This window comes from Deltaproteobacteria bacterium, assembly GCA_016183175.1.
In the GTDB taxonomy this organism is placed as follows: domain Bacteria; phylum UBA10199; class UBA10199; order UBA10199; family SBBF01; genus JACPFC01.
The window spans coordinates 1-5,864 of the sequence record JACPFC010000123.1 but is presented as its reverse complement, the minus strand read 5'-3'; the positions used below and the strand labels follow the sequence as shown (position 1 = coordinate 5,864).

Here is a 5,864-nt window from a genome sequence, read left to right as displayed (position 1 = left end):
GCCTTCCACAATGCCCCGCTTGATGGAGCGGATTTTTTCGCGGACAAAGTCGTCGATATGATCGTCCATCGCCAGAAAATCGGTCATCGTTTTTTTGATTACGCGGAGCGCCTCGTCCTCGTCGGTATAGTCCACCAGCTCGTCCAGATAGAGACGGTCGTGGATTTTGAGACAAATATGCGAGATTCGGTCTTCGGATAGACGCATAAAAAAACCGTGCACTTATAGGACGATCTTTTTCTCCTTCGCCAACTGCTTCTTGATCTTCAACAGCAACTCCCTTTCATTCAACATCCCCGATTCGATTTGGGTCCGATATTTGTCCATCAACTTCCGCGCCTCGTCCTCTATTTTTACCTCGGCCATCAGGTCGCCGGTGATAATCGCCGCGATCGATTCCAGAATTTTGTTTTTGGGAACCCGCGGCGCGATGAGTTTTTTTTCCTGAAGGTTATGCAGGATCAACTCCGAAATTTTCAGGATCTGTTCCGTTTTGAGGCGCATCTTCAAACTCCACCCATTCCCCCGTCACCGGATGAACAAACCCCAATCCTACCGCATGCAGACACAAGCGTCGAGCTTTCAATTTCGATCCGTACAATCCGTCACCGACCACCGGATGGCCGAGATAAGCCAGATGTGCGCGAATCTGATGGCGGACGCCGGTGATGATTTGGACGCGAAGGAGGGTTTTTTCGGGATATGTCTTCTCAACGCGGTATTTTGTGACCGCCTCCTGCGCCCCTTTGATTAAATCCCCCCTCCCCCCCTTTGCTAAAGGGGGGCCAGGGGGGATTTGACGCTCGGCAAAGACTTTCACCTTCCGGATGTTTTTCGGATTCGTCCCGATCGGCGCCGTGATTTCTCCTCCCTCCTTTACCACTCCCTCCACCAGCGTCCGATATTCTTTCAAGACCTTCCGTTCCTTAAACTGACCTTTCAGATTCGCAAAGGCCTCCGCTGTCTTTGCCACGACCATCAGGCCCGAGGTTTCCGTGTCCAGACGATGGACCATCCCCGGCTCCAGGGGTTTATCGCCGACGCCGGCTAATTTTGGATCATGGGCGATTAAAAAATTGGCCAGCGTCCCTGTTTCGTCATACGAATGCGCCACCGACGGCATGCCCGCCGGCTTCGACACGACCAAAATCGCGTCGTCCTCGTGGATGATTTTGACTCCGAGTTCCGGGTTTGGCGCAAGGCTCCGCTCCGTCCGGAAAAACTCCGGAGGAAGGGTGAAATTTTCCCCGCCGGTCACCGGATCGCTTTTTGCCGCCGGACGGCCCCCGACGAGAATTTTTTTCTCCCGGAAAAATTTCAGAAGCTCCCGACGAGTTACGTGGGGATAGGTCTTGCGAAAATAGCTATCGAGACGAACCAGTTTGTTTTTTGTTTTTTGTGTTTTATTTGGAATTTGGAATTTGGAATTTGGAATTTTCCTCAAGGTTTGCTCTCCATCTGCACCCTCCCCGTCCCCTTGCAGGTCGGGCACTTCTGCGTCATGTCGAAGGTCTTGAAAATCGTCCGCGTGTATTCGTCATGCTCGTAGTTGTGTTCGGGATAGCGCATGTGCGCCAGCTCGTGCGCCAGCGTGTCGAGGATTTCGGCGCGCGGGATGGCCACGATTTTTTTGACGCGGATGCGCCCCCTTTTGGTGGTGGTGGTCTGCTGGGTGTGTGTGGCCAGAACGATGATCCGCGTCTCGAAATAGACGTTCCCCAGAACCCGCATGATTTTCCGCCGCACCGGCATGAACGAACGGATCTGGGTGGGGAGGATCAGCGAAGGCATCCGGGCCTTGGCCTTTTTTAGATAGGGGATCGCCCATTGGAGGCGCGGCGAGACCTTGACGCGGATCTTGATTTCCCTCTTCTTCTTCTTCTTGCGCATCTCGCGCCGCTTCTTTCGGGTTCTCTTTTTCATGGTCTAAAAGATCATTTTATGGGAGCATCGGCTCAAAAGCAAATTAAACTGCATGGTAACAGCTCAGGTGGTTCAACAACAAACAAAGAGAGTCCTTTTGGACTGTGCAATTTTCGTTCCCGCCGGTCCCATCTGCCGGCGAGACAAACCAACTCGAGGCGGCTTGCGAAAATTGCGAAGACAAAGGGACTCTCTTTGCTTGTGACTGAATGAAAGACTTTCCTATCGTTCAAAAGACCGTCAAAAGCACCGACGGGACGAAAATCGGCTATCAGGTCATCGGAAAGGGGCCAAAGACCATCATCCTCTGCAACGGCCTTGGGGGGACGGTTGTGGCCTGGAAGCCGCTCTACACCCGTTTTGCCGACCACTATCGATTCATCGCCTGGGATTACCGCGGCCTTTTTCATTCCGATCCACCCGCTGACGAGGCACGCATGACCATTTCCGATCATGTGGCCGACCTGGCCGCCATTGTCAAAAAGGAGAAAATCTCAAAGGCGGTGGTCGCCGGCTGGTCGATGGGGGTACAGGTCTGTCTGGAGTCTTACCGGAGTCTCTCCCCCATCTTTGAGGGGATGATTCTCTTGAACGGAACCTACGGCAGTCCTTTCGATACCGCCTTGAACAGCCCGCTCTCCCGCTACATTCTCCCCAAGGTCAACGAACTGGCGCAAAAGATTGTCCCGGCGGTTCAACCGGCCATCAAGCCTCTGGCCATCCGGCTTATCGATTGGAAAGGGCTGATCAACCTCATCGCCAAACTGGGCCTGGTGCATGAAAATCTCGATTCCGAAATCTTTCAGGAGGTGGCCCGCGGGATGCTTCAAACCGACTTGAAGATGTATCACGAAATCATGCGGCATCTGGGCGAGCACGACGCGAGCGACCTTCTTCCGAAGATAAAAGTCCCCACCCTCGTCATGGCGGGGGATTCCGACCTCCTCACTCCCATGAAGGTGGCCGAAAAAATGGCCGAAGAGATCCCCAACGCCCAGCTTCTCATTGTTCCGGGTGGAACCCATTATTGCATCCTCGAATTTCCGGAGATGATCAACATGAGGGTGGAGAAATTTTTGGGGGAACTCGAAAAGAGGTGAAATCCGCACCGTATTGACTTTTCCCCTCGAACCCAATAATTCACCCCCTATCATGCTCCTTTCACGCCAGACAACTTACCGCCGCAGGTCCGCCCGCACCGTCTGGGTCGGTCAGATCGCCGTCGGCGGGAATTATCCGATCCGTGTCCAGTCGATGACAACGTCGGACACGAAGGATACGGCGAGCCTTATCCCCGAAATTGAGCGGTTGGTCGAGGCGGGGTGCGAAATCGTCCGCGTCACCGTCCCCACACAGGCCGACTGCGACAATCTTCCAAACATCCGTACCGAGCTGAAAAAAAGAAAGATCAAGGTCCCGCTGGCGGCCGACATCCACTTCACCCCATCTATCGCCATGCAAGTGGTCCCTTATGTGGAAAAGGTGCGGATCAATCCCGGCAACTTCGTCGACAAAAAACTTTTCAAAACTTTCGAGTATACCGACGCGCAATACGCCGAGGAGCTTACACGCATCCGCGAAAAATTTGTCCCGCTGGTTCTCAAATGTAAAGAGTACGATGTGGCCATGCGGATCGGCGCCAACCACGGTTCTTTATCCGACCGGATCATGAACCGGTATGGCGACACGCCGGAGGGGATGGTGGAATCGGCTCTGGAGTTTGTGCGGATTTGCGAAGAGCTGGATTACCGCAATCTGGTCCTTTCGATGAAGGCCTCGAACGTGCAGGTGATGACGGCGGCCTACCGGCTTTTGGACGAGCGGATGAAAAAAGAGGGAATGAATTATCCGTTCCACCTCGGCGTGACGGAGGCGGGCTTTGGCGACGAGGGACGGATCAAGTCGGCCATCGGCATCGGGGCGCTTCTGGAAGACGGCATCGGCGACACCATCCGCGTTTCGCTCACCGAAGACGCTGTCAACGAGGTGCCGGTGGCGTATCAACTGGTGCAGAAATACAATGCATTGCATATTCATACCATCAACCATCAACCATCAACCATCAACCATCAACCTTCTTTTTCAGCATCTCTCGAATACCGCCGCCGCCCCACAAAGCGGATCATGATCGGAGGTGTGGCCCACGGTGGAAACGAGCCGGTTCGTGTGTGGGTTTCGGTTCCCTTGAGTCAAATTAAAAAGTTTGCAGAGGAATACGAAACCTGGCGCCGTTCGCCGGAGGGAAAAAACCTTCCGCTGGAAGGGGTGGAGGTCATCGACGATGGCTCTGGTGAGAAGATCCCCTCCTTTTCCGAAATCCCGGTTATCTTTGAAACCGAAAATCCTCTCCTCTCCGCAGACTCCTCCGGGGGAGATCCATCGGCCCCCGTCATGCTTCGCTATTGTCCGGGGCCGCTCGACGATCCGCTTTTGAGCCCTGCCGTGATTTTTGGAAGCCTCCTCCTCGACGGCATTGGAGACGCGATCTGTCTCCCTGCCGCCAATTCTTCGCTTTCCGAAACGATGAAACTCGCGTACAATATCCTGCAGGGGGCGCGGCTCCGGATTTCGAAAACGGAATACATCGCCTGTCCCTCGTGCGGCCGGACGCAGTTTGATCTTCAGTCCACCACGCGGAAGATCCAGGAAATCACCTCCCATTTAAAAGGGGTGAAAATCGCCGTCATGGGGTGCATCGTGAACGGCCCCGGCGAGATGGCCGACGCCGATTTCGGCTATGTGGGCACCGGCCAAAAAAAGATCAGTCTTTATGTTGGAAAGGAATGTGTTGAACGAAACATACCGGAAGAATCAGCCGTCTCCCGCCTCGTTTCTCTCATCAAGGTGCACAATCGGTGGGTGGAAATTGTTTAAAATTTGGTCCGCCTTAGGCGGATTGGCGTTTGGAATTTTGTGTTTACCCACAGGTTGCGGCGGGGTGGCGCCGAAGAAACCCCCCGTTCCGGTCACCCTCCTTAATCCCGATACGGCCGACCTGATGAAAAAGGAGAAGGGATACTGGATCGAGGTTCAGGTCCCGCAGAGGAAACTGGTCCTCGCCAAGGGGGACCACATCCTCAAAACCTATCCTGTGGCCGTCGGCATGCCCTCCTACCCAAGCCCCATTGGCCGGCGCGCCTTCAACCGCGTGGTCTGGAACCCCTGGTGGACCCCTCCGAAGGGAAGCGATTGGGTGGAAGACCCGACGCCGGTGCCGCCGCGCGATGCCAAAAACCCGCTGGGCGAGATCAAATTGCCGCTCGGCAAAAGTTATCTGATTCACGGCACGCGGGTCATCCATTCCATCGGCCAGTGGGCCTCGCACGGCTGTGTCCGGATGCTCTTCGAGGATCTGTTCGGGCTTGTTCAACTGTTGATGACCGAATATTCGGACGCCTCGGCCATCGAGGCGATGGAAAAGGCCAACAGCAACCCGCAGGCCGAGTTTGAATCGAGGCTCAACCGCGAGGTGCCGGTTGTTTTCAACTATGACCTGGTCAAAATTTACGACGGCTATGTGCTGATCGCCCCTGATTTGTACAACCGGCAGGGAAATCTCGCGGGCACTGTGGCCGAAAGGATCAAACCCCATCTGTCAAAAAAAATGATCCCTAATCCGAAAAAAATTGCGGCGCTTCTCAAGGCCTTCAAAAACCAGACGGTGATGGTCCCCATGGAAACCCTCGCGAAAAGCATCGAAGGTGGCACCGGCCCTGCCGGTGGTAGCGCCACGGGCGAATGACTTGTCAGTCCCAAATACCCTACTTGACAAACCGGGGGCGATTTAATTTATATCACCACCCGCAAGGAGGGTTATTTATCTATGGCAAACAAGGAAGAGAAGGTCAAAGACAACGTGACCGGAAGCTGGTTTGTCGACAGCCAGTGTATCGACTGCGACCTCTGCCGGACCACCGCCCCCGCCAATTTCAAGCAAAATC

Annotated in this window: 8 protein-coding genes; 4 read left to right on the top strand and 4 right to left on the bottom strand. The window is 54.6% G+C overall.

The genetic code is table 11. The annotated features are described in order from the left end of the window. The 4 genes from HYU99_11555 to HYU99_11540 form a co-directional block, all read right to left on the bottom strand. The coding region (locus HYU99_11555) for a DUF507 family protein (GenBank protein ID MBI2340981.1) at window positions 1-207 on the bottom strand (207 nt) is incomplete at its 3' end. A 15-nt stretch (window positions 208-222) separates the two neighbouring features. After that, window positions 223-504, bottom strand: a complete 282-nt coding sequence (locus tag HYU99_11550; protein ID MBI2340980.1) for a DUF507 family protein — start codon at window positions 502-504, stop codon at window positions 223-225. Next, window positions 452-1,444, bottom strand: coding sequence for an RluA family pseudouridine synthase (locus tag HYU99_11545; GenBank protein MBI2340979.1), 993 nt, complete (start codon window positions 1,442-1,444; stop codon window positions 452-454). The genes HYU99_11550 and HYU99_11545 overlap by 53 nt, the downstream gene beginning before the upstream one ends. Beyond that, on the bottom strand, window positions 1,441-1,923 hold the full coding sequence (locus HYU99_11540; GenBank protein MBI2340978.1) for a hypothetical protein: 483 nt from the start codon (window positions 1,921-1,923) through the stop codon (window positions 1,441-1,443). Before HYU99_11540 ends, HYU99_11545 begins: the two co-directional genes overlap by 4 nt. Before the next feature lie 209 nt (window positions 1,924-2,132). On the opposite strand from HYU99_11540, the gene HYU99_11535 reads away from it, so the two are divergent. The 4 genes from HYU99_11535 to HYU99_11520 form a co-directional block, all read left to right on the top strand. After that, window positions 2,133-3,023 (top strand): alpha/beta hydrolase, encoded by an 891-nt coding sequence (locus HYU99_11535; GenBank protein ID MBI2340977.1) that lies wholly within the window; start codon window positions 2,133-2,135, stop codon window positions 3,021-3,023. A gap of 52 nt (window positions 3,024-3,075) precedes the next feature. Next, a complete protein-coding gene (gene ispG / locus HYU99_11530; GenBank protein MBI2340976.1) occupies window positions 3,076-4,797 on the top strand; it encodes a (E)-4-hydroxy-3-methylbut-2-enyl-diphosphate synthase in 1,722 nt (573 codons plus the stop codon). Between the two features lie 64 nt (window positions 4,798-4,861). Next, on the top strand, window positions 4,862-5,665 hold the full coding sequence (locus tag HYU99_11525; GenBank protein MBI2340975.1) for a L,D-transpeptidase: 804 nt from the start codon (window positions 4,862-4,864) through the stop codon (window positions 5,663-5,665). A gap of 81 nt (window positions 5,666-5,746) precedes the next feature. Next, on the top strand, window positions 5,747-5,864 hold a 118-nt coding region (locus tag HYU99_11520), incomplete at its 3' end, for a ferredoxin (GenBank protein ID MBI2340974.1).

Excerpts from the sequence above, each read along its gene's own strand:
- HYU99_11550 (MBI2340980.1), bottom strand. The coding sequence starts at position 504 with ATGCGCCTCAAAACGGAACAGATCCTGAAAATTTCGGAGTTGATCCTG.
- HYU99_11540 (MBI2340978.1), bottom strand. The coding sequence starts at position 1,923 with ATGAAAAAGAGAACCCGAAAGAAGCGGCGCGAGATGCGCAAGAAGAAG.
- HYU99_11535 (MBI2340977.1), top strand. The coding sequence starts at position 2,133 with ATGAAAGACTTTCCTATCGTTCAAAAGACCGTCAAAAGCACCGACGGG.
- ispG (MBI2340976.1), top strand. The coding sequence starts at position 3,076 with ATGCTCCTTTCACGCCAGACAACTTACCGCCGCAGGTCCGCCCGCACC.